The 22,888-nt window shown below is 70.8% G+C and carries 15 protein-coding genes; 14 read left to right on the top strand and 1 reads right to left on the bottom strand.

All coding sequences use genetic code 11. The features are described 5' to 3' along the window. Window positions 1-27: 27 nt before the first annotated feature. Window positions 28-1,023, bottom strand: coding sequence for a hypothetical protein (locus tag ABZ441_RS26675; protein ID WP_358978639.1), 996 nt, complete (start codon window positions 1,021-1,023; stop codon window positions 28-30). A 137-nt stretch (window positions 1,024-1,160) separates the two neighbouring features. Here ABZ441_RS26675 and ABZ441_RS26670 point away from each other — a divergent pair, with 137 nt between their 5' ends. The 14 genes from ABZ441_RS26670 to ABZ441_RS26605 all read left to right on the top strand — a co-directional run bounded on the left by ABZ441_RS26670 (window position 1,161) and on the right by ABZ441_RS26605 (window position 22,888). Continuing rightward, the gene (locus tag ABZ441_RS26670) at window positions 1,161-3,782 is read left to right on the top strand and encodes a valine--tRNA ligase (RefSeq protein ID WP_358978636.1); all 2,622 of its coding nucleotides are present in this window, start codon (window positions 1,161-1,163) and stop codon (window positions 3,780-3,782) included. Window positions 3,783-3,934: 152 nt separating this feature from the next. Then, window positions 3,935-5,458 carry a folylpolyglutamate synthase/dihydrofolate synthase family protein gene (locus tag ABZ441_RS26665; protein WP_358978633.1) on the top strand — a complete coding sequence of 508 codons (1,524 nt, stop codon included), beginning with the start codon at window positions 3,935-3,937 and terminating at the stop codon, window positions 5,456-5,458. 3 nt (window positions 5,459-5,461) lie between these two features. Then, on the top strand, window positions 5,462-5,830 hold the full coding sequence (locus tag ABZ441_RS26660; RefSeq protein ID WP_358978631.1) for a DUF4233 domain-containing protein: 369 nt from the start codon (window positions 5,462-5,464) through the stop codon (window positions 5,828-5,830). A gap of 85 nt (window positions 5,831-5,915) precedes the next feature. Beyond that, window positions 5,916-6,329, top strand: a complete 414-nt coding sequence (ndk, locus tag ABZ441_RS26655; protein ID WP_358978628.1) for a nucleoside-diphosphate kinase — start codon at window positions 5,916-5,918, stop codon at window positions 6,327-6,329. 291 nt (window positions 6,330-6,620) lie between these two features. After that, a complete protein-coding gene (locus ABZ441_RS26650) occupies window positions 6,621-7,640 on the top strand; it encodes a rod shape-determining protein (RefSeq protein WP_031091955.1) in 1,020 nt (339 codons plus the stop codon). A gap of 96 nt (window positions 7,641-7,736) precedes the next feature. Beyond that, a complete protein-coding gene (gene mreC, locus ABZ441_RS26645; protein WP_358978625.1) occupies window positions 7,737-8,795 on the top strand; it encodes a rod shape-determining protein MreC in 1,059 nt (352 codons plus the stop codon). Between the two features lie 11 nt (window positions 8,796-8,806). After that, a complete protein-coding gene (gene mreD, locus ABZ441_RS26640) occupies window positions 8,807-9,469 on the top strand; it encodes a rod shape-determining protein MreD (protein ID WP_358978623.1) in 663 nt (220 codons plus the stop codon). After that, a complete protein-coding gene (gene mrdA, locus ABZ441_RS26635) occupies window positions 9,466-11,640 on the top strand; it encodes a penicillin-binding protein 2 (protein ID WP_358978621.1) in 2,175 nt (724 codons plus the stop codon). The genes mreD and mrdA overlap by 4 nt, the downstream gene beginning before the upstream one ends. Then, window positions 11,640-12,833 (top strand): rod shape-determining protein RodA, encoded by a 1,194-nt coding sequence (gene rodA / locus ABZ441_RS26630; protein ID WP_358978619.1) that lies wholly within the window; start codon window positions 11,640-11,642, stop codon window positions 12,831-12,833. Before mrdA ends, rodA begins: the two co-directional genes overlap by 1 nt. Before the next feature lie 51 nt (window positions 12,834-12,884). Continuing rightward, the gene (locus ABZ441_RS26625; RefSeq protein ID WP_358978617.1) at window positions 12,885-14,411 is read left to right on the top strand and encodes a CYTH and CHAD domain-containing protein; all 1,527 of its coding nucleotides are present in this window, start codon (window positions 12,885-12,887) and stop codon (window positions 14,409-14,411) included. A gap of 50 nt (window positions 14,412-14,461) precedes the next feature. Further along, window positions 14,462-16,387, top strand: coding sequence for a TIGR03960 family B12-binding radical SAM protein (locus tag ABZ441_RS26620; protein WP_358978615.1), 1,926 nt, complete (start codon window positions 14,462-14,464; stop codon window positions 16,385-16,387). Between the two features lie 75 nt (window positions 16,388-16,462). Further along, entirely contained in the window at window positions 16,463-17,596 is a 1,134-nt protein-coding gene (locus tag ABZ441_RS26615; RefSeq protein WP_358978613.1) for a hypothetical protein, read from the top strand. A 122-nt stretch (window positions 17,597-17,718) separates the two neighbouring features. Then, entirely contained in the window at window positions 17,719-18,498 is a 780-nt protein-coding gene (locus tag ABZ441_RS26610; RefSeq protein WP_358978611.1) for a TIGR03936 family radical SAM-associated protein, read from the top strand. 229 nt (window positions 18,499-18,727) lie between these two features. Then, on the top strand, window positions 18,728-22,888 hold the full coding sequence (locus tag ABZ441_RS26605; protein WP_358978609.1) for an Rne/Rng family ribonuclease: 4,161 nt from the start codon (window positions 18,728-18,730) through the stop codon (window positions 22,886-22,888).

Raw genomic sequence — 22,888 nt, 5'->3', positions numbered from 1 at the left:
CCGGGCGCCCCTTCGACGTGTGCGGGGTCAGATCTTGGTGCGTGAGGTGTCGTACAGCTTGGCCGCGAGGGCGGCCAACTCGTCCTGCGGCATGGACTTGTCGGCCAACATCGCGCCACGGTCGGCGCCCACGACGATGGCCAGTGTGCTGTGGTCGGCCCACACGCAGACCGGTGTGACGATCTCCGCGGGCCCGTTCTCCGGCGTACCGTCGGCAGCCTTGTTGGCAGCCTTGGCGGTCCGGCACTTCATCAGCGCACCTTCGAAGCCTTCGGGCTCGACGGCCTCGGCGTCACCGACGTAGGCGAAGCCCTCGCCCTGTCCTGTCTGCTTGGGGTCGCTGAGAGCGAGGTCGACGGTCTTCGAGGGATCGCTCACCTCGCCCCAGTAGCCCGTGAACCCGAGCGCCTTCGACACCTCCTGGGCGTCACCGCTCAGGTACGAGGAGTTCACCCGGTTCGCGTTGTCGACCCCCAAGGCCTCGGCCTGGGTCTTCGTCGTGCCCGTCAGGGCGGTCGACTTCGCCGGAGTGGCCCTCTTGTATTCCTCCACCGAGGCCGCAGGCGTGAGCTTGTACCCCTTGGTGGAGTCGGCGACGGCGCCACCGCCACCGCCACCGCCCGAGGTGAGGAAGTAGATCCCTCCCGCGACGACGGCCAGCGCCACCACACCCACGCCGATGATCAGTCCCGTCTTCTTCTTCGGGGCGCCCGGGGGCGGCGGGACCTGCCCGCCGTAGGGCTGCTGGCCGCCGTACGGGGGAGTGGGCGGCTGCTGGGCGTACGGACCCGGCTGCTGGCCCTGCGGGTAGCCGTAGCCCTGCGGGGGCTGCTGCTGCGGCGGGACGCCCTGCGGCGCCTGCTGCGGGTATCCGTAGCCGGGCCCGCCCTGCGGCGGTCCCTCCGGCGGCGGACCGCCGTAGGGACCCGGCTGCTGGCCGTACGGACCGGGCTGCTGCCCGTACGGGCCGGGCTGTCCCTGCGGCGGCTGCCCGCCGTACGGACCCGGCTGGTTGTAGCTCATGGCGCTGTCCCCTCCAGAATGTTTATGCGTTCCGAACATCCTGACGGAAGAGGCGCCCGGTCCAGGCATCCGGACGTACACCGTTACTCAACAAACCGGTTTCAGTGCACGACAGTGACGCCCCTAAACTGTGTGCCGTGACCGAGAACGCAGCGCAGCAGCCAGCCAGCATCCCCGAACTGCCGACCCAGTACGCGCCGGCCGAGGTAGAGGGGAAGCTGTACGAGCGCTGGGTGGAGCGCGGTTACTTCACGGCCGACCCGGAGAGCGAGAAGCCTCCGTACACGATCGTCATCCCGCCTCCCAACGTCACCGGCTCCCTGCACCTCGGCCACGCCTTCCAGCACACGCTGATGGACGCCCTCACCCGCCGCAAGCGGATGCAGGGTTACGAGGCTCTGTGGCTGCCCGGCATGGACCACGCCGGAATCGCCACGCAGAACAAGGTCGAGCAGCAGCTCGGCGAGGAGGGCAAGTCCCGCCACGACCTGGGCCGCGAGGAGTTCGTCGAGCGCGTCTGGCAGTGGAAGGAGGAGTACGGCGGCAAGATCCTCGGGCAGATGCGCCGCCTCGGTGACGGCGTCGACTGGTCCCGTGAGCGCTTCACGATGGACGAGGGGCTGTCCGCCGCCGTCCAGACCGTCTTCAAGAAGATGTACGACGACGGCCTGATCTACCGTGCCGAGCGCATCATCAACTGGTGCCCGCGCTGTCTGACGGCCATCTCCGACATCGAGGTCGACTACCAGGACGACGACGGCGAACTCGTCTCCATCACGTACGGCGAGGGTGACGAGACCCTGGTCGTCGCCACCACCCGGGCCGAGACGATGCTCGGTGACACCGCCGTCGCCGTCCACCCGGACGACGCCCGGTACGCGCACCTCCTCGGCAAGCGGATCAAGCTGCCGCTGACCGACCGCACCATCCCCGTCGTCGCGGACGCCCACGTCGACCCGGAGTTCGGCACGGGCGCCGTCAAGGTGACCCCGGCGCACGACCCGAACGACTTCGCGATCGGCCAGCGGCACGGTCTCGAGTCGATGACGGTCATGGACGAGCGGGGCGTCATCACCGTCCCCGGCCCGTTCGAGGGGCTCGACCGCTTCGAGGCCCGTTCCGCCATCGTCGGGGCACTGCGCGGCCAGGGCCGGATCGTCGCGGAGAAGCGTCCGTACGTCCACTCCGTCGGCCACTGCTCCCGCTGCCGCACGACGGTCGAGCCCCGGCTCTCGCTCCAGTGGTGGGTCAAGGTCGACACCCTCGCCAAGGCCGCCGGTGACGCGGTCCGTGACGGCCGGGTCGCGATCCACCCCAAGGAGATGGAGCAGCGGTACTTCGACTGGGTCGACAACCTCCGTGACTGGTGCATCTCGCGCCAGCTCTGGTGGGGCCACCGCATCCCCGTCTGGTACGGCCCCGACGGCGAGGTCGTCTGCGTCGGCCCCGACGAGCAGCCGCCCACCGGCGAGGGCTGGACCCAGGACACCGACGTCCTGGACACCTGGTTCTCCTCCGGCCTGTGGCCGTTCTCCACACTCGGCTGGCCCGAGGAGACCCCGGACCTCAAGAAGTTCTATCCGACCGACGTCCTGCTCACCGGCCACGACATCATCTTCTTCTGGGTCGCCCGGATGATGATGTTCGGCCTGTACGTCATGGACGGCGAGGTCCCGTTCAAGACGATCGCCCTCACGGGCCTCGTCCGCGACGAGCGCGGCAAGAAGATGTCGAAGTCCTTCGGCAACGTCGTCGACCCGCTGGACTGGATGGACACGTACGGCTCCGACGCCGTCCGCTTCACCCTGGCCAGGGGTGCCAACCCCGGTACCGACGTGCCGATCGGCGAGGACTGGGTCCAGGCCTCCCGCAACTTCGCCAACAAGATCTGGAACGCCACCCGCTTCGCGATGATGAACGGCGCGACGGTCGAGGGTGCGCTCCCGCCCGTCGAGCAGCTCTCGGCCACCGACCGGTGGATCCTGTCCCGGCTGAACAAGACCGTCGCCGACGTCGACGCGTTCTACGAGGACTTCCAGTTCGCCAAGCTCAGTGACGCCCTCTACCACTTCGCGTGGGACGAGGTCTTCGACTGGTACGTCGAGCTCTCCAAGACCACCTTCTTCGCCGGCGGCGAGCAGGCCAAGGTCTCCGCCCGGGTCCTCGGCGAGGTCCTGGACGTCACCCTCCGGCTGCTGCACCCGATCGTCCCGTTCGTGACCGAGTCGCTGTGGACGACGCTCACCGGCCAGGAGTCCGTCGTCGTCGCCGACTGGCCGAAGGACAGCGGCTTCCGCGACGACGCGGCCGAGAAGGAGATCGAGCTCGTCCAGCAGGTCGTCACCGAGGTCCGCCGCTTCCGCTCCGACCAGGGCCTGCAGCCCGGCCAGAAGGTCCCGGCCGAGCTGACCGTCACCGGCACGGCCCTCGCCCCGCACGAGGCGGCCATCCGCCAGCTGCTGCGCCTGCAGCCCGCAGGCGAGGGCTTCCACGCCACGGCCACGCTGCCGGTCGCCGGAGCCAGGGTCGCCCTCGACCTGTCCGGCACCATCGACGTCGAGGCCGAGCGCAAGCGCCTCACCAAGGACCTGGGCGCCGCCGAGAAGGAGAAGGCCCAGGCCACCGGAAAGCTCGGCAACGAGGCGTTCCTGGCGAAGGCCCCGGACAACGTGGTCGACAAGATCCGTGGCCGCCTCGCCAAGGCGGAGGCCGACATCGAGCGCATCGCCGCCCAGCTGGCGAACCTGCCGACGGGCTGATCACCCGAGGACGGAGCCCCCGCACACCCGACCGACCGGGAGCGCGGGGGCTCCGCGGTGTCCGGGGGCACGGCAGTGGGGCTCCGCGGTGTCCGGGTGGCCCGGCAGCGGGCGCTGCGCGCGATGTCCGCGGCCATCCGTAGACTGGCCCTGTGAGTGAGCCCCGCCCTTCAGACCGGCACGACGCGTCAGATCCCGACGACACCTTCGCGGAGATCGTCGACGAAGAGACCCAGCGCGACCCCGACCTGGCGGTGATCGAGGCCGGGAGCCGCACGCTGCGCGCCCAGTCGGGCCCGCCGCAGGGCGAGGCGGTCCCCGACCGCCCCGCCGACCCCGAGACCGACCGGGCGCTGCGCGAGGTGGAGCAGGAGCTCGCCGGCCGCTGGGGCGAGACCAAGCTCGAGCCCTCGGTGACCCGTATCGCGGCCCTGATGGACGTGCTGGGCGAGCCCCAGCGCGCCTACCCGTCGATCCACATCACCGGGACGAACGGCAAGACCAGCACGGCCCGCATGATCGAGGCCCTGCTGAGCGCCTTCGAGCTCCGCACCGGCCGCTACACCTCCCCGCACGTCCAGTCGATCACCGAGCGGATCAGCCTGGACGGCGCCGCGATCGAGGCCGAGCGCTTCATCGAGACGTACAACGACATCAAGCCGTACGTCGAGATGGTCGACGCCCGGCAGCCCTACCGGCTCTCGTTCTTCGAAGTGCTGACGGGCATGGCGTACGCGGCCTTCGCCGACGCGCCGATCGACGTCGCGGTCGTCGAGGTGGGCATGGGCGGCACCTGGGACGCGACGAACGTCATCGACGCCTCGGTCGCCGTGGTCACCCCCATCTCGCTGGACCACACCGACCGCCTCGGCTCCACCCCCGCCGAGATCGCGGGCGAGAAGGCCGGAGTGATCAAGCAGGGCGCGACGGTGATCCTGGCCCAGCAGCCGGTCGACGCCGCGCAGGTCATGCTGAAGAAGGCCGTCGAGGTCGATGCCACCGTCGCCCGCGAAGGCATGGAGTTCGGCGTCGTCTCCCGAGAGATCGCGGTCGGCGGCCAGCTGCTGACCCTGCGGGGAGTGGGCGGCGAGTACGACAACATCTTCCTTCCGCTCTACGGGGCGCACCAGGCGCACAACGCGGCGGTGGCGCTCGCCGCCGTCGAGGCGTTCTTCGGTATCGGGGCGGAGCAGGCCCGCAGCCTCGACGTCGAAGTGGTCCGCAAGGCCTTCCTCTCCGTGCTCTCTCCGGGCCGCCTGGAGGTCGTCCGGTCCAGCCCCACGGTCGTCCTGGACGCGGCGCACAACCCGGCCGGCGGTCTGGCCGCCTCCGAGGGGATCTCCGAGGCGTTCAGCTTCTCCCGGCTGATCGGGGTCGTCGGCGCGAGTGACGGCAAGGACGTCCGCGGGCTCCTCGAAGCCTTCGAACCGATCTTCGCCGAGGTCGTCGTCACCCAGAACTCCAGCCCGCGGGCCATGGACGCGGACGCGCTCGCCGCGGTCGCCGTCGAGGTCTTCGGCAACGACCGCGTCCAGGTCGAGCCCCGGTTGGACGACGCGCTGGAAGCGGCGATCACCCTGGCCGAGGAAGAGGCCGAGTACGCGGGCGCCGGAGTCCTGGTGACCGGATCCGTGATCACGGTCGGCGAGGCCCGACTGCTCCTGGGAAGGCGCTGACCTGTGCGTACGCTCTGTGCATCGACGCTGATCGGTGAATTCTTCGTCATCGGGTTCGCCGGACTCGTGGCGATGAAGACCGACGGCATGTCCATGGGCACGGTCTGGACGGTCTGCGGCATCGGCATGCTGCTGTCCGTCCTGCTCTGCGGTGGGATCACCCGGCCGGGTGGCATCCAGCTCGGCTGGGCGCTCCAGGTCCTGCTGGTGCTGAGCGGCTTCTTCGTCCCGATGATGTTCATCCTCGGCGGGGCCTTCGGTGCCCTGTGGTGGGCATCGGTGCACTACGGCCGCAGGATCGACGAGGCCAAGGCGCGGTGGGCGGCACAGGCCGAGGCGCAGGAGAGCGCTCAGGCATCGGCCCAGGGATGACGCAGAGTTAGCCCGACCGTAGGTCCGCCCGAGTACCCCTGTAATCTCGCCCTCACCCGCACCGGAAGTCTGCAAGGAGCCGCACATGACCCAGCGCACCCTCGTCCTTCTCAAGCCCGACGCCGTCCGGCGTGGGCTGATCGGCGAGATCGTCAGCCGCATCGAACGCAAGGCCGGCTGGACGATCACCGCGCTGGAACTGCGCACGCTCGACCAGGAGACCCTGGAGCAGCACTACGGCGAGCACAAGGGCCGTCCGTTCTACGAGCCGCTCGTCGAGTTCATGGCCTCCGGCCCCGTCGTCGCTCTGGTGGCCGAAGGCGAGCGGATCATCGAGGGCGTACGCGCCCTGGCCGGCCCCACCGACCCGATCTCCGCCGCGCCCGGGTCGATCCGCGGCGACTTCGGCACGATCACCCGGGAGAACCTCATCCACGCCTCGGACTCGGAGGAGTCCGCAGAGCGAGAAATCAAGCTCTTCTTTCCCGGGCTTTCCTGACTTCGGCTCCGCCAAACAGCGCTCATGACCTGGGGCGACCGAAGTAATTCGGTCGCCTTTCGGCTTAGGGTCCCGTATCGCGGGAACCCATCCCTCCGACGTAACGTCACCATGGGTGGAGCGGGCAGCCGTTCCGCTCGCCCGGCGAAGGACCCTCGCGCTGTGTCCGTGCATACGGCACTACGATGGAAGCTTCCACGCCCGCAGCGCCAACCCTCGCCTACTCAAACAAGCCATTCTTCGCTTCTTGGGAAGGCCCGACGCATCCTCATGGGGAACAAGGGGAACTCAATGTCGTTCATCGGCCGTGACATGGCTATCGACCTCGGGACTGCCAACACGCTGGTGTACGTCAGGGGGCGCGGCATCGTACTGAACGAGCCGTCCGTCGTGGCCATCAACACCAACACCGGCGGAATCCTGGCGGTCGGCTCCGAGGCCAAGAAGATGATCGGGCGTACGCCCGGCAACATCGTTGCCGTGCGACCGCTGAAGGACGGCGTGATCGCCGACTTCGAGATCACGGAGCGCATGCTCCGCTACTTCATCCTCAAGATCCACAAGCGCCGCTACCTGGCCCGCCCGCGGGTCGTCGTCTGTGTGCCCTCCGGCATCACAGGGGTCGAGCGACGCGCCGTCATCGAGGCGTCGACGCAGGCGGGCGCGCGCCAGGTGCACATCATCGAAGAGCCGATGGCGGCGGCCATCGGTTCCGGCCTGCCCGTCCACGAGGCCACCGGCAACATGGTCGTCGACATCGGTGGCGGCACCACCGAGGTCGCGGTGATCTCCCTCGGAGGAATCGTCACCGCCCAGTCGATCCGGGTCGCCGGTGACGAGCTGGACAACGCGATCATCCAGCACATCAAGAAGGAGTACTCCCTCCTCCTCGGTGAGCGCACCGCCGAACAGATCAAGATCACGATCGGTTCGGCGTTCGAGATGGAGAAGGACGAGCACACCGAGATCCGCGGACGCGACCTGGTCTCGGGCCTGCCCAAGACCGTCGTCATCTCCGCGACCGAGGTACGCAAGGCCATCGAGGAACCGGTCAACGCGATCGTCGACGCCGTGAAGACGACGCTCGACAAGTGCCCGCCGGAGCTCTCCGGCGATGTCATGGACCGCGGCATCGTCCTCACCGGCGGCGGCGCGCTCCTGCGCGGACTCGACGAGCGGCTCCGCCACGAGACGGGCATGCCGATCCACATCGCCGAGGACCCGCTGGACTCGGTGGCGCTCGGATCCGGGAAGTGCGTCGAGGAGTTCGAGGCACTCCAGCAGGTGCTGGACGCCCAGCCCCGACGGTAGAACACGACGCTCCGCCGTACGGGCCATGCCGTCCCGTACGGCGGACGTCGGTATACAGGCACGAACATTCCGACGAGGAAGGCACGGCCGCCGCACGTGAGGGACACACGAGAGAGCCGGCTGCTCCTGGTGCTGCTGATCGCCATCGCATTCGCCCTGATCACGGTGGACATCCGTGGTGGCGAGGAGTCGCCGGTGGACGGAGCACGGCAGGCAGCGGCCACGGTACTCGGACCGGTCGAGAACGGCGTCGCGGCGGCGGTGGACCCGGTGGGCAACGCCATCGGCGCCGTCCGGGACTCCGGTGACCGGCACGACCGGATCGCCGCCCTGGAGCAGGAGAACGCCGCGCTCAAGACGAAGCTCGGCAGCGACGACCGCAACACCAGCAAGGTCCGCCAGCTCGACACCATGCTGAAGAGCGCCGGGGCCGGCCAGTACGGCATCAAGGGCGCCGAAGTCATCGCCATAGGAGCGGCCCAGGGCTTCTCCTGGACCATCACCATCGACGCCGGGGCCAACGACGGCCTGCGGCGCGACATGACCGTACTGAACGGCGAGGGACTGGTCGGCCGGGTCACGACCGTCGGCCCGAACACCGCGACCGTCCTGCTGGCCAACGACCCCGACTTCACCGTCGGCACCCGGATGGAGAAGACGGACGAGCTGGGCTTCGCCACCGGACAGGGGTCCCGGCCGCTCTCGGTCCAGTTCCTCAACGGCAAGGCGGACGTGAAGAAGGGCGACCGGCTGGTCACCTTCGGCTCCAGCAAGGACAAGCCCTTCGTCCCCGGCGTGCCGGTCGGGGAGGTCGTCCGTGTCGACCCGTCCGGCGGCGACCTGACCCGGACGGTCTACGTCCGGCCGTACGTCGGCTTCACCAAGCTGGACATCGTGGGCGTCGTCGTCCGGGCGCCCCGTGAGGACCCCCGTGACATGGTCCTGCCGAAGCAGCCCAAGAAGCCCGAGAAGCCCAAGCCGACCCCGACCGTCACCGTCATGGTCCAGCCGAACGGTGACCTCGTCGACGGCGACGGAAAGGTCGTCGGGAACATCAACGAGAAGCCCGGCGCGTCCGCTTCGCCGGGTGCCTCACCGGACGCCTCCGGCAACGCCGACACGGCCGCCGGTGACGCGGCGAACGAGCAGGAATAGAGCTGATCCCCATGCGCTTCAACCGGACGCTGCTCTCCGCCACCCTCGTCGTGGTCGCCCTCGTCATCCAGGTCTCGGTCCTCGCCCGCCTCCAGCTCCCCGGCGCCACCCCGGACCTGCTGCTCCTCGTCGTCCTCGGACTCGCCTTCGTGTACGGGCCCGTCAGCGGCGCGCTCGTCGGCTTCGGCGCGGGGCTCCTCGCCGACCTGGCCCCGCCCGCCGACCACGCCGCAGGGCGCTACGCCCTGGTGCTCTGTCTGATCGGCTACCTCGCCGGTATGGCCCGCCCCGAGAACGGCCAGCTCAAGTCGGCGTTCACCCCGATGGCCTTCGTCGTCGCCGCGGCGGTCGGATCGACGCTGCTGTACGCCGGTGTCGGCTCCCTCGTCGGCGACACGGCCGCCCGCCATGTGGGGCTGGGCAGCCTGCTGTTCACCGCGGTGGTGTACGACCTGCTCCTCGCACCGTTCACCGTTCCGCTGATCATGGCGCTCGCCAGACGCACCGAGAACGACCCGGTCGCCGAGAGTTCCTCCGGCGGTGACGTCGCAGCGGGCTGGCTGGCATCCGGCACCGGGCTGCGGATCGGCAGCCAGCGGGGCGGGCTGCGCCTGAGGGCGGCCCGCAGCCGTGCCTCACGCGCAGGAAGGATCAAGGGGGTCAAGCGGCTGTGACCAACATTCCTGAGACAGGGCGGACCCAGAGGGTCCAGATCCGTCTCGTCGTCATCCAGGTCCTCGTGTTCTCCCTGCTCCTGACACTCGGCGGCCGGCTCTGGTACCTCCAGATCCGCAACGGGCAGGAATACACCGACGAGGCCAAGAACAACCACGTCCAGCAGGTCGTCCAGCCGGCGGTGCGCGGTGCCATCCTCGACGCACGCGGCGTGCCACTCGCCGACAACGAGACCCGTCTCGTCGTCTCCGCGAGCCGCACCGAACTCATGAAGATGAAGGACGACGGGGTCGGCGTCCTCGAGCGGCTGGCCGACGTCCTGGACATGAAGGCCAAGGACGTCCAGGACAAGGTCCGGCTCTGCGACGCCAAGACCCCGCAGCCCTGCTGGAACGGCTCTCCCTACCAGCCGATCCCCGTCACCGACGAGGCCACCACTCAGCAGGCGCTGACGATCCGCGAGCGGGCCGAGGACTTCCCCGGCATCACCGCCGAACCCACCGCCGTACGCCGCTACGCCGCGCCCGGCAAGGCCAACACCGCCCAGGTGCTCGGATACCTCTCGCCCGTCACCGACGACGAGGTCACCAAGGCCCAGGACTCCGACTCGCCCTACCTCCGCTCCGACCAGGTCGGCCGTTCCGGCCTCGAGCGGACGTACGACAAGGAACTGCGCGGCAAGGCCGGTGTCACCCGTTACGAGGTCGACAACCTCGGCCGCGTCATCGGCCAGGCGCAGAACGACGAGGCGGAGCCCGGCTCCAGCGTCGTCACGTCCATCGACGCACGGGTCCAGGCCGTCGCCGAGTACGAGCTGAACAAGGCCATGGAGACGGCCCGCAAGGAGATGGACCGCAACACCAACGAGCTCTACAAGGCCGACTCCGGTGCCGTCGTCGTCATGGAGGCCAAGACGGGCCGCATCGTCTCGATGGCGTCCCTGCCGACGTACGACCCCAACGCCTGGATCGGCGGCATCTCCGCCAAGGACTACGCCAGGCTGACCGGCAAGAAGTCCAACTTCCCGCTCCTGAACCGGGCCATCCAGGGCACCGCCGCACCCGGGTCGATCTTCAAGGTCATCTCCTCGACCGCCGCGGTCAACGCCGGATACGACTTCGACGGCAACTACCCGTGCCCGAGCTCGTACTCCATCGGGGGCCAGGTCTTCAAGAACTTCGAGTCCCAGGGCTACGGCAGCATCAGCCTCGGGCGCGCCCTGGAGGTCTCCTGCGACACCGTCTACTACGGACTGGCGCACAAGGAGTGGGCGAAGGACGGCGGCAACAAGCCGAAGAAGGACCCGGCGGACTGGTTCTACAAGACCGCCCACCAGTTCGGGCTCGGCAAGGAGACCGGCATCGACCTCCCCAACGAGGTCGCCGGCCGCGTCCCCGACCGCCAGTGGAAGCAGGACTTCTACGACGCCAACAAGGCGTCCTGGTGCAAGCAGGGCAAGAAGGACGGCACGTACGTCGAGAAGATCGCCTACGAAGGCTGCATCGAGGGAAACAAGATGCGCGCCGGTGACTCCGTCAACTACTCGATCGGTCAGGGTGACACGCTCGTCACCCCGATGCAGATGGCGACGATCTACGCGGCGATCTCCAACGGCGGCACCCTGTACGACCCGACCGTCGGCAAGGCGGTCATCAGCGGCGACGGCAGAAGCGTTCAGGAGATCGCGCCCCAGGCCCACGGCAAGCTGCCCTTCACGGGAGACACGCGCGACAAGATAGACGAAGCCCTCGCGGGTGTCGCGACCCGGGGCAGCGCCGCCTGGCGGTTCGGCGGCTGGCCCCAGGACAAGATCCCGATGCACGCCAAGACGGGCACGGCCGAGGTCTACGGCAAGCAGACGACCTCGTGGTTCGCCACATACACCAAGGACTACTCGATCGTCATGACGATCTCCCAGGGTGGAACGGGCTCCGGCGCGTCCGGCCCCGCCGTCCGCAACATCTACAACGCGCTCTACGGTCTCGACGCGACCGGCAAGCAGGACCTCAAGAAGGCGCTGCTGCCCGCGCCGCAGAAGACCCTGCCCAAGATCAAGCCGGACGGCCAGATCGAGTCGCCCAAGATCAAGCCGTACGTCCCCGCGCCCGTCGACGACGGCACGCAGGCGCTCGCCGGCGCCCTGCCCGCGGCCGTGGGGAGGCGCGACTGATGGCAGGCTTCTCCGTCTCGCGCTACGGCCCCGAGGACCGGTCCGTCTGGGCCAAGCTCACCGCCCGCGACTCCGTCGTACGGCGACTGGACTGGCCCCTGCTCGGATCGTCCCTCGCGCTGTCCTTCGTCGGCTCGCTGCTGGTCTGGTCGGCGACCCGCGGCCGTGAGTCACTCACCCACGGCGATCCGTACTACTTCCTGTTCCGGCACGCGCTCAACACCGGCATCGGGTTCGCGCTGATGATCGGCACCATCTGGCTCGGGCACCGCACGCTGCGGGGAGCGGTGCCGGTGCTCTACGGGCTGTCGGTACTGCTCGTCATCGCGGTCCTCACCCCGCTCGGCGCCACCGTCAACGGCGCGCACGCCTGGATCCTCCTCCCTGGCGGCTTCTCCCTCCAGCCCTCCGAGTTCACCAAGATCACGATCATTCTGGGCATGGCGATGCTGCTCGCCGCCCGGGTCGACGCGGGCGACCAGCTGCACCCCGACCACCGGACGGTCGCGAAGGCGCTCGGCCTGGCGCTCGTGCCGATGGCCGTCGTCATGCTGATGCCCGACCTCGGCTCCGTCATGGTCATGGCCGTGATCGTCCTCGGCGTGCTCCTCGCCTCCGGCGCCTCCAACCGATGGGTCTTCGGGCTTCTCGGCGCGGGCACGGCCGGTGCGGTGGCCGTCTGGCAGCTCGGTGTGCTCGACGACTACCAGATCGCCCGCTTCGCGGCCTTCGCCAACCCGGCACTCGATCCGGCCGGCGTGGGCTACAACACCAACCAGGCCCGTATCGCCATCGGCTCGGGCGGGCTCACGGGCACCGGGCTCTTCAACGGATCGCAGACGACGGGGCAGTTCGTCCCCGAGCAGCAGACCGACTTCGTCTTCACGGTGGCCGGCGAGGAGCTCGGGTTCCTGGGGGCCGGGCTGATCATCGTCCTGCTCGGCGTCGTCCTGTGGCGCGCCTGCCGTATCGCCCGCGGTACGACCGAGCTGTACGGGACGGTCGTGGCCGCCGGCATCATCGCCTGGTTCGCCTTCCAGTCCTTCGAGAACATCGGGATGACGCTCGGGATCATGCCGGTGGCCGGACTCCCGCTGCCGTTCGTGTCGTACGGAGGCTCGTCGATGTTCGCGGTCTGGGTGGCGATCGGACTGCTCCAGTCGATCAAGGTCCAACGTCCGATGTCCGCCTGAGGACTTCGCTCCGCCCTGCATATCCGCGCCCATCGCGGATAGGTTCTCCGTATGGCGGACTCGAAGCTAGAGGTCGAGCGAAAGTACGAAGCGACTTCCGAAACCCGGCTGCCCGACCTGACCCGCGTGGCCGGGGTCTCGGCCGTCGTCCACCGCGGCCTGAGGGAACTCGACGCCGTCTACTACGACACCGAGGATCTCCGGCTCGCCGCGTACTCCCTCACGCTCCGCCGCAGAACGGGTGGGGACGACGCCGGATGGCACCTCAAGATCCCCGTCTCCGCGGGTGTCCGCGACGAGATCCAGGCGCCCCTGACCGACGCACTGCCACCTGCCCTCGGTGAGCTGCTCCGCTCCCGCGTTCGGGACGCCCCGGTGGTCCCCGTCGTGCGGATCCTCTCCGCCAGGGACGTCCACCACCTCCTCGACGAGGACGGGGCGCTGCTCGCCGAGCTGAGCGTCGACGAGGTCCTCGCGGAACGCCTCACCGAGGACGGACACGGTACGACCTCGGCGTGGACCGAGATGGAGGTCGAACTGGCCGACGACGGCGACCCCGCCTTCCTCGACACCGTCGAACGCCGGCTGCGCAAAGCCGGAGTCAGGCCCTCGGACGCGCCGTCCAAGCTGGCCAGGGCCCTGGCCGAGACCGCGCCGGGCAAGCCGCGGAAGACGAAGAAGGAACCCTCCCCGCGCACCGCGGGCGATCACGTACTCGCCTACGTACGACGCCAGGTCACGGCCCTGGTAGAGCTCGACCCCGCCGTACGCCGGGACCTGCCCGACAGCGTGCACCGCATGCGGGTCGCCACCCGCCGGCTGCGCAGTGCTTTCAGGACGTACCGCAAGGTGCTCGACCGCACCGTCACCGACCCGCTCCGCGACGAGCTGAAGTGGCTCGCCGCCGAGCTCGGGGTCGACCGTGACAGGGAGGTGCTCGACGCACGGCTCCGCGCCCACGCCGCCGCACTGCCCGACACCCTGCTCCTGGGCCCCGTGAGTGCCCGGCTGCAGCTCACCTCCGTGGCCGGGCGCACCGCATCGCGGCGACGGGCGGTCTCCGTGCTCGACGAAGGGCGCTATCTCGCCCTGCTGGACTCCCTGGACGCCCTCCTCGCCGACCCGCCCCTGCGCCCCGCCGCGAAGCGGGCACCGAGGGACACCCTCGCCCGCGCCGTGACCGACGACTACGACCGCCTGGCCACCCGCGTCGGGCACGCTCTGGACCTCCCGCCGGGCGAGGAGCGCGACGTGGCCATGCACGAGGCGCGCAAGGCCGCCAAACGTGTCCGTTACGCGGCCGAGGCCGCCAGGCCGGCCCTGGGGAAGCCCGCCAAGAGGTTCGCCAAGCGGATGAAGGCCGTGCAGTCGGTCCTCGGCGACCACCAGGACAGCGTCGTGGCCCGGGACGCCCTGCGCACCCTCGCGGTCCAGGCGCACGGCGCGGGGGAGTCCGCGTTCACCTGGGGACTTCTGTACGCCCGGGAGGAAGCGGTCGCGGACGCACGGGAGCGCGAACTGCCCGAGGTCTGGGCGCGGGCAGCGCACCCCGGACTGCGCGCGGCACTGAAGGGCTGAGCACCGGGTTACGCTTGATGGTCACCCCTGCCAGCTACGAAGGTCCACAGATGTCTGCCGAGTCGGTCTTCCCGCAGCTCGAAGCTCTGCTCCCGCATGTGCAGAAGCCCATCCAGTACGTCGGCGGTGAGCTGAACTCCACCGTCAAACCCTGGGACGAATGCGACGTCCGCTGGGCACTCATGTACCCGGACGCCTACGAGGTCGGACTCCCCAACCAGGGCGTCATGATCCTCTACGAGGTGCTCAACGAGCGCGAGGGCGTCCTCGCCGAGCGCACGTACAGCGTGTGGCCGGACCTCGAGGAACTGATGCGCGAGCACAAGGTGCCCCAGTTCACCGTGGACAGCCACCGCCCCGTCGGTGCCTTCGACGTGTTCGGCCTCAGCTTCTCCACGGAGCTCGGCTACACCAACATGTTCACGGCCCTGGACCTGGCGGGTATCCCGCTGGAGTCCAAGGACCGCACCGTCGACCACCCGATCGTGCTGGCGGGCGGCCACGCCGCGTTCAACCCCGAGCCGATCGCGGACTTCATCGACTGCGCGGTCATCGGCGACGGGGAGCAGGCCGTCCTGGAGATCACCGAGATCATCCGCGCCTGGAAGGCCGAGGGCCGGCCCGGCGGCCGCGAGGAGGTGCTGTTCCGCCTCGCGAGGACGGGCGGCGTCTACGTCCCCGGCTTCTACGACGTCGAGTACCTGCCCGACGGCCGCATCGGCCGCGTCGTGCCCAACAAGTCCGGCGTGCCGTGGCGCGTGTCCAAGCACACCGTCATGGACCTCGACGAATGGCCGTACCCCAAGCAGCCGCTCGTCCCCCTCGCCGAGACCGTCCACGAGCGCATGTCCGTGGAGATCTTCCGCGGCTGCACCCGCGGCTGCCGTTTCTGCCAGGCCGGCATGATCACGCGCCCCGTGCGGGAGCGAAGCATCACCGGTATCGGCGAGATGGTCGAGAAGGGGCTCAAGGCCACGGGCTTCGAGGAGGTCGGCCTGCTGTCGCTCTCCTCCGCGGACCACAGCGAGATCGGTGACATCGCCAAGGGCCTCGCCGACCGGTACACCGAGGACAAGATCGGCCTCTCGCTGCCCTCCACCCGCGTCGACGCGTTCAACGTGGACCTGGCCAACGAGCTGACCCGCAACGGTCGCAGGTCGGGCCTCACCTTCGCCCCCGAGGGCGGCTCCGAGCGCATGCGCAAGGTCATCAACAAGATGGTCTCGGAGGAGGACCTGATCCGCACGGTCTCCACCGCGTACGGCAACGGCTGGCGCCAGGTGAAGCTGTACTTCATGTGCGGTCTGCCCACCGAGACCGACGAGGACGTCCTCCAGATCGGTGACATGGCGGTCAACGTGATCGCCAAGGGCCGTGAGGTCTCCGGACAGAACGACATCCGCTGCACCGTCTCCATCGGCGGCTTCGTCCCCAAGCCGCACACCCCTTTCCAGTGGGCCGCGCAGCTCAGCGCCGAGGACACCGACGCCCGGCTGAAGAAGCTCCGGGACAAGATCCGCGACGACAAGAAGTACGGCCGCTCCATCGGCTTCCGGTACCACGACGGCAAGCCCGGCATCGTCGAGGGCCTGCTCTCGCGCGGTGACCGCCGCGTCGGCGCGGTCATCCGCGAGGTCTACGAGTCCGGTGGCCGCTTCGACGGCTGGCGCGAGCACTTCAGCTACGACCTCTGGATGAAGAGCGCGGAGAAGACGCTCCCCGCCTTCGGCGTCGACGTCGACTGGTACACCACCCGTGAGCGGACGTACGAGGAGGTCCTGCCCTGGGACCACCTGGACTCCGGTCTCGACAAGGACTGGCTCTGGGAGGACTGGCAGGACTCGCTCGACGAGACCGAGGTCGAGGACTGCCGCTGGACTCCGTGCTTCGACTGCGGCGTGTGCCCGCAGCTCGACCTGGACATCCAGATCGGCCCGACCGGCAAGAAACTCCTCCCGCTGACGGTCGTGAAGTAGCCCTTTTCGTAACAGCCAGGCGACGAACGCCCGGTCCGGTCAACTCCGGGCCGGGCGTTCCACGTCCCTGGAGGCATGGGCCTCGAGAAGCACGGCGCGCCCCCGCCCCACGAGGGCGCGGAAGGCTGCGTGACCACCCTCGTCAGGATTCCGGTGCGGATCGCGGTGCTGGTGCTCGTCCTGCCGGTCCGCATGCTGTGGGATCTCCTCGTCGTGGGAGGCCGCGCCCTGGGGCGGGTGCTGCTCCGTCCCCTGGGCAGAGCGCTGGAGTGGGTGTACGACCAGGTGCTGACCCCGGTCGGACGGGCCCTCGTGTGGCTCGCCGTGGCCCTTCTGGTCCGGCCCTGGGTGGGCCTGTGGCGCTACGTGGCCGTCCCGGTCGCCCGCTACGGGTTCGTCGTCCCGCTGATGTGGCTCCACCGGGCGCTGCTCACCCCGGCCGGGCACGGCCTGCGGTGGCTCTACGACAGGCTGCTCGTCCCCGCGGTGACCGCGCTCGTCACCGTCCTCCTGGTGCGGCCCGCGGCGGGCGTGTGGCGGTACGTCCTGAAACCGGTCGGGGCCGGAGCGCACTGGCTCGGCACGCACCTCCTCGTGCTGCCCGCCGTGTGGGTGTACCGGTACGTCCTGACACCGGTGGGGCGCGGCGTCGCGTGGACCTTCCGGACGGCCGGGCGGGGGCTCGCCGCCGTGGGGCGGGGACTCCGGTCCGGCGCCGTGCGGCTGGTCATGACGCTGTTCGTGCTGCCTCTCGGATGGGTGTACCGGAGGGTCCTGGCCCCGCTGGGGCGGGAGGTCGTGGCGGCCGTCGGCGTCGCCTGGCGGATCGCCGGGTTCGTCTCCCGTTCCGTGGGCCGTGTGCTGGCCCGGCTGGCGTGGTATCTGGTCGGTGCGCCGGCCACCTGGGCCTACCGCACGGTGTGCACCCCTGTGGGGCACTTCCTGCGGGACGCGGTCTGGGCGCCCGCCGGGCGCGCCGCGCGGGAGGCGGGACGCGCGGCCGCCGGCGCACTGGCCTCGGCCCGGGAGACACTCCGCGTGGCCCGCAGGGACGCGTGGCGGGCGCTTGTCGGAGCGCCGCAGGTCACGGACGCGCGGGAACTCGAAGGGTCCGCTGCGCGTACCCTGGGTAGGACAACGACTGTCCCCAGCGCGGCGCCCGTGTCCGAGATCTCCCTGCCTGCCGGAAAATCCGTCAAGCGGGGGTGAGCCGGATCGGCACCCCGGGGCACCCTGTACTTCGTGGGCGGTCCGCCACCGCGGCCGCCCCGCACCGAGGAGAAGAACCACTGGGCAAGCGACAGCCCGAAGGCCCGCCGCCCGCACCGGCGGTGCAGCGCATCCGACTGCGCTACACCAAGCGGGGCCGCCTCCGGTTCACCAGTCACCGAGACTTCCAGCGTGCCTTCGAGCGGGCCCTGCGCCGCTCCCAGGTGCCCATGGCGTACTCGGCGGGATTCACCCCGCACCCGAAGGTGTCGTACGCCAACGCCGCCCCCACGGGGACAGGCAGCGAGGCCGAGTTCCTGGAGATCGCCCTCACCGAGGCGCGGGATCCCGGCACCCTGCGCGAACTGCTCGACGCGTCGATGCCCGAGGGCCTCGACGTCATCGACGCGGTGGAGGCCCGCACCTCGGGCCTCGCCGACCGGCTGACCGCCTCCGTGTGGGAGATGCGGCTGGACGGTGTCGCCGTGCAGGACGCCGAGAAGGCCGTCGCCGCCTTCCTCGCCGCCGAGACCGTCGAGGTCCAGCGCCGGGCGAAGAACGGCATGCGGACCTTCGACGCGCGTGCGGCCGTGGCCGGCCTGGAGGCCCTTGATCCACAGCCTGATAGGTCCGGGGACCGGCCCTGTGCGATACTGCGGCTGGTAGTGCGGCACGTGACACCTGCCGTGCGACCCGACGACGTCCTGTCCGGTCTCCGAGCTGTGGCCGACCTAACGCCGCCGGTCCCCGCAGCGGTGACCAGGCTGGCGCAGGGGCTCTTCGACGAGGAGTCCGGCACGGTGACCGACCCGCTCGCGCCCGACCGCGAGGCAGCCCCGGCCGTTTCCACGGCCGATCCGGCCGCCGCCGCGACGGCGCCTGAAGGTGCAGGTTCCGCGTAAGGCGGTCGTCGTAGCGCAGCCCTTGGACTCGGGAGCCACCTGGGTCGGGCCGCGTACCGCCCCATAAGACTTTCGCCAGGCCGTACCTCACACGTACGGAACCGGCGAGCCAGACATCAGCTCCCGTGCGGCGCCCGCGCCCCGGACGGCGGTATCGCGCACATCACGCGAATCGCGTCGGACCGGACTCAGGCGTGGCGCCCGGGAGCGCGACGGGAGAACCGCCCGCATGCACGAGCCGAACGATTCCGGTACGACCGGGAACACCGAAGAGAACAACGCCCCCGGGGACAAGCTGCCGCCGCGCCGCAGGCGCCGCGCCGCTTCCCGCCCTGCCGGCCCGCCGTCGGGCGCGCCGGGCGCGGCCGACGCCGAGAACGTCACGCCGGCCATACCGGCCGCTGCCGGGGAAACCGCCGAACCCGCCGCCGAGGCCGCGCCCCCGGCGCGCACCCGCCGCCGTGCGGTGCGCAAGGCCACCGCTCCGGCGGGCGCCCCCCAGGCCGCCGAGGTCGTGGAGCCGGTCGCCGAGACCGCACCGACTGCGGAGCCCGCCGAGGCCCCGGTCGCCGAGCCCGTGGCCGAGGCCCCCCGTGGCCGCCGCCGCGCCACCCGCAAGGCCACCGCTCCGGCGGGCGCGCCCCAGGCCGCCGAGGTCGTGGAGCCGGTCGCCGAGACCGCTCCCGCCGAGGACGAGGCCGAGGAGGCCGCCGAGGCCCCTGTCGTGGAGGCCCCCCGCGGCCGCCGCCGCGCCACCCGCAAGGCCACCGCTCCGGCAGGTGCCCCTCAGCCGGCGGAGGCCGTCGCGCAGGACACCGCCGCGGCCGAGCCGGTGAAGGCCCCCGAGCCCGTCGCCGAAGCCTCCGCGCCCGTGGAACCGGCCGAGCCCGCCGCGCCGCGAGGCCGTGCCCGCCGCCGTGCGTCGGCTCCGGCCGGTGCGCCGCAGGGCCTCCGGGACGCCGAGGCCCCGACCGAGGCCGAGCCGGTGGCCGAAGCCCCCGCAGAGCCCACGCGCGCCGAGGAGGCCGCCGAGGCCCCTGTCGTGGAGGCCCCCCGTGGCCGCCGCCGCGCCTCCCGTAGGGCGAGCGCTCCGGCAGGCTCCCCGCAGCCCGTCGAGGAGGTCGCCGAAGCGGCCGCCGAGAAGGCCGAGAGCCTCCCCGCAGTCGTCGCCGAGGAACTGGCCGCCGAGACCGAGCAGGTCGAGGAGGCCGCGCCGCGAGGCCGTCAGCGCCGCCGTGCCACCGCCGCCGCGGGCCGCCCCGAGTTCACCGGCAAGGTCGAGGAGCCGGCCCGCAAGGGCCGTCGCGCGACGCGTCCCGCCGTGGCCGTGTTCCAGGCTCCGGTCTTCTCCGAGCCGATGTTCCAGACCCCGGAGACCGCCGCGGCAGCGGCGGCCGTCTCGGACACCCCGGCCTACGACACGAGCGACGAGGCCGAGGAGCAGAAGCCCCAGGACCGCGCGCCCCGCAAGACCGAGGCCAGGCAGACCGCCGAGGCCGCAGCCCCCGCCGAGCCCGCCGAGGCCGAGTCCGCGCCGCAGGGCGGTTCGCGCCGCCGTCGTCGCCGTCGTGGCGAGGCCGTCGAGACCGAGCCGGCCGCGACGCCTGTCACGCTCCCGGCCGAGCAGACCGCTCCCGACGCCGAGGAAGAGGCAGAGCCCGAGACGGACGCCGAGCACGAGGGCGACGAATCGGATGAGTACGGGGACCGGCCCTCGCGCCGTCGCCGTCGTGGTGGCCGTCGTCGCCGTCGCGGGGAGGCCAACGACACGGACGACGGCGAGCAGCAGGACGACGCCGCGGCCGACCGTTCCGAGGACGAGCAGCAGGCACAGGACGACGACGAGGACGACGAGCACGAGTCCTCCGGGTCCAGCAGCAGCCGTCGCCGTCGCCGGCGGCGCCGCCGCAGCGACGCCTCCGGTGAGGACACGGGCACGGACGACCCGGAGCGCACGGTCGTCAAGGTCCGCGAGCCGCGCAAGAAGGAAGCCGAGCGCGAGCCCGGCACCGGCTTCGACGAGGTCCAGTCCATCAAGGGCTCGACCCGCATGGAGGCCAAGAAGCAGCGCCGCCGCGAAGGCCGCGAGCAGGGCCGCCGCCGCGTCCCGATCATCACGGAGGCCGAGTTCCTGGCCCGCCGTGAGGCCGTCGAGCGCGTCATGGTCGTCCGTCAGAGCGGAGAGCGCACCCAGATCGGTGTCCTCGAGGACAACGTGCTCGTCGAGCACTACGTCAACAAGGAGCAGGCCACCAGCTACGTCGGCAACGTCTACCTGGGCAAGGTGCAGAACGTACTGCCGTCCATGGAGGCCGCGTTCGTCGACATCGGCAAGGGCCGCAACGCCGTCCTGTACGCGGGCGAGGTCAACTTCGAGGCGCTCGGCATGGCTCACGGGCCGCGCCGCATCGAGACCGCGCTGAAGTCCGGCCAGTCCGTCCTCGTCCAGGTGACGAAGGACCCGATCGGCCACAAGGGCGCCCGCCTGACCAGCCAGGTCTCGCTGCCCGGCCGTTACCTGGTCTACGTGCCCGAGGGCTCGATGACCGGTATCAGCCGCAAGCTGCCCGACACGGAGCGCGCCCGGCTGAAGACCATCCTCAAGAAGATCGTCCCCGAGGACGCGGGCGTCATCGTGCGCACCGCGGCCGAGGGTGCGAGCGAGGACGAGCTGCGCCGTGACGTCGAGCGGCTGCAGCAGCAGTGGGAAGAGATCCAGAAGAAGTCGAAGAGCACCAGCAGCTCCAACGCGCCGACGCTGCTCTACGGCGAGCCGGACATGACCGTCCGGGTTGTCCGGGACATCTTCAACGAGGACTTCTCGAAGGTGATCGTCAGCGGTGACGACGCCTGGGAGACGATCCACGGCTATGTGTCGCACGTGGCCCCCGACCTGACGGACCGGCTCTCGCGCTGGACCTCCGAGGTCGACGTGTTCGCGACGTACCGCATCGACGAGCAGCTGATGAAGGCGCTGGACCGCAAGGTCTACCTGCCGAGCGGCGGCTCGCTGGTGATCGACAAGACCGAGGCGATGGTCGTCGTCGACGTCAACACCGGCAAGTTCACCGGGCAGGGCGGAAACCTCGAGGAGACCGTCACCAAGAACAACCTGGAGGCGGCCGAGGAGATCGTGCGGCAGCTGCGCCTGCGCGACCTCGGAGGCATCGTCGTCGTCGACTTCATCGACATGGTGCTGGAGTCCAACCGGGACCTGGTGCTGCGGCGACTGCTGGAGTGCCTGGGCCGCGACCGTACGAAGCACCAGGTCGCCGAGGTCACGTCGCTGGGCTTGGTCCAGATGACCCGCAAGCGGGTGGGCCAGGGCCTGCTGGAGTCCTTCTCCGAGACCTGCGTGCACTGCAACGGGCGCGGCGTGATCGTCCACATGGAGCAGCCCACGGCCGCCGGTGGCGGCGGCGGGAAGCGGTCCAAGAAGCGCGGCCGCGGCGGCGCCGGACACGAGCACGAGCACGAGCACGGCCATGAGCACGAGCAGGCCGATCAGCAGGCCGAGGTGGAGACCGAGGCCGAGGTGGCCGCGGAGGTCGCCGCCCCGGTGGCGCTGCCCGAGCCGGAGTTCGTCGCCGACGAGGAGCTGTACAGCAGCCCGGCCGAGGCCGAGGCGGCGGCCTCGCGTGGCCGTGGCCGTCGGCGCGCGACCCGCAAGGCCACGGCTCCGGCCGGTGCACCCACCCCTGTCGCCGAGACCGCCCCGGTGGTTCCGGCGGCCGAGGAGAAGCCGCAGCCCGAGCCGGCCGCCGAGGCCCCGGTGGAGGCTCCGGCCGCCCCCGAGGCGGAGGCCGCACCTCCGGCCCGTACGCGTCGCAGGGCGACCCGGAAGGCGACCGCCCCGGCGGGTTCGCCCAAGCAGGCCGATGTGACACCTCCGGCGCAGCCGGTCGAGCCCGCGGCGGAGCCCGTCGCGGCCGAGGACCCGGTTGTGGAGGCCCCGGCGCCCGCCGCGTCCGCGAAGGCGGAGAAGGCGGCGGAGCCCGAGGCGCCGGCGGCCGGCGAGGAGGCGGCTCCGGCCGCCGCGCCGCGTGCCCGCCGCCGGGTCACCCGCAAGGTCACCGCCCCGGCGGGATCGCCTGCAGGCACCGAGGAGGCAGCGGCCGTCGTGGCCACGGGCGCCGACTCCGAAGCGCCCGGTGCCCCCGGCACCGACGCTGCGGAATCGGAGGCTCCGGCCAAGAAGACCGCAGCGCGGAAGACCGCGAAGAAGGCGGCCACCAAGAAGACCGCCGCCAAGACGGTCGCGAAGAAGACCGCCGCGAAGAAGACGGCGACGAAGAAGGCGACCGCGAAGAAGACCGTGGCTGCCGAGCAGTCGTCGCCGTCCGTGTCGGCTTCGACCGGGCCCGCCGATTCGGGGACGACCACCGACTGA

This window comes from Streptomyces sp. NPDC005752 (assembly GCF_040630715.1).
Lineage (GTDB): Bacteria > Actinomycetota > Actinomycetes > Streptomycetales > Streptomycetaceae > Streptomyces.
This window is presented reverse-complemented; position numbering and strand designations above follow the sequence as displayed.

Excerpts from the sequence above, each read along its gene's own strand:
- ABZ441_RS26675 (WP_358978639.1), bottom strand. The coding sequence starts at position 1,023 with ATGAGCTACAACCAGCCGGGTCCGTACGGCGGGCAGCCGCCGCAGGGA.
- mreD (WP_358978623.1), top strand. The coding sequence starts at position 8,807 with ATGCGCTTCAACCGGACGCTGCTCTCCGCCACCCTCGTCGTGGTCGCC.
- ABZ441_RS26620 (WP_358978615.1), top strand. The coding sequence starts at position 14,462 with ATGTCTGCCGAGTCGGTCTTCCCGCAGCTCGAAGCTCTGCTCCCGCAT.
- ABZ441_RS26605 (WP_358978609.1), top strand. The coding sequence starts at position 18,728 with ATGCACGAGCCGAACGATTCCGGTACGACCGGGAACACCGAAGAGAAC.
- ndk (WP_358978628.1), top strand. The coding sequence starts at position 5,916 with ATGACCCAGCGCACCCTCGTCCTTCTCAAGCCCGACGCCGTCCGGCGT.
- rodA (WP_358978619.1), top strand. The coding sequence starts at position 11,640 with ATGGCAGGCTTCTCCGTCTCGCGCTACGGCCCCGAGGACCGGTCCGTC.
- ABZ441_RS26625 (WP_358978617.1), top strand. The coding sequence starts at position 12,885 with ATGGCGGACTCGAAGCTAGAGGTCGAGCGAAAGTACGAAGCGACTTCC.
- ABZ441_RS26650 (WP_031091955.1), top strand. The coding sequence starts at position 6,621 with ATGTCGTTCATCGGCCGTGACATGGCTATCGACCTCGGGACTGCCAAC.
- ABZ441_RS26615 (WP_358978613.1), top strand. The coding sequence starts at position 16,463 with ATGGGCCTCGAGAAGCACGGCGCGCCCCCGCCCCACGAGGGCGCGGAA.